Consider the following 289-nt stretch of genomic DNA (forward strand, 5'->3'; position numbering starts at 1 on the left):
TTGCCGGGTAGCTAAGTCTGGAAGAGATAACCGCTGAAAGCATCTAAGCGGGAAACTTGCCTTAAGATGAGATTTCCCAGAGCCTTGAGCTCTTTGAAGGGTCGTTCGAGACCAGGACGTTGATAGGTCAGGTGTGGAAGTGCAGTAATGCATTAAGCTAACTGATACTAATTGCCCGTACGGCTTGTCCCTATAACCTTAGCAGGATATAGGTAAGAAGACCGTTAAACGTTGTTGAGACAACTTCATTACCCACATTACTTACTATTCCAGATTCTGAGCAACGTTC

1 rRNA gene is annotated in these 289 nt (G+C 45.0%); it reads left to right on the top strand.

Annotation, left to right across the window (positions count from 1 at the left end):
- Positions 1-192 (top strand): 23S ribosomal RNA (locus GTP23_RS22435); the annotation flags it as partial.
- Positions 193-289 lie beyond the last annotated feature (97 nt).

The organism is Duganella fentianensis (assembly GCF_009857835.1).
In the GTDB taxonomy this organism is placed as follows: domain Bacteria; phylum Pseudomonadota; class Gammaproteobacteria; order Burkholderiales; family Burkholderiaceae_D; genus Rugamonas; species Rugamonas fentianensis.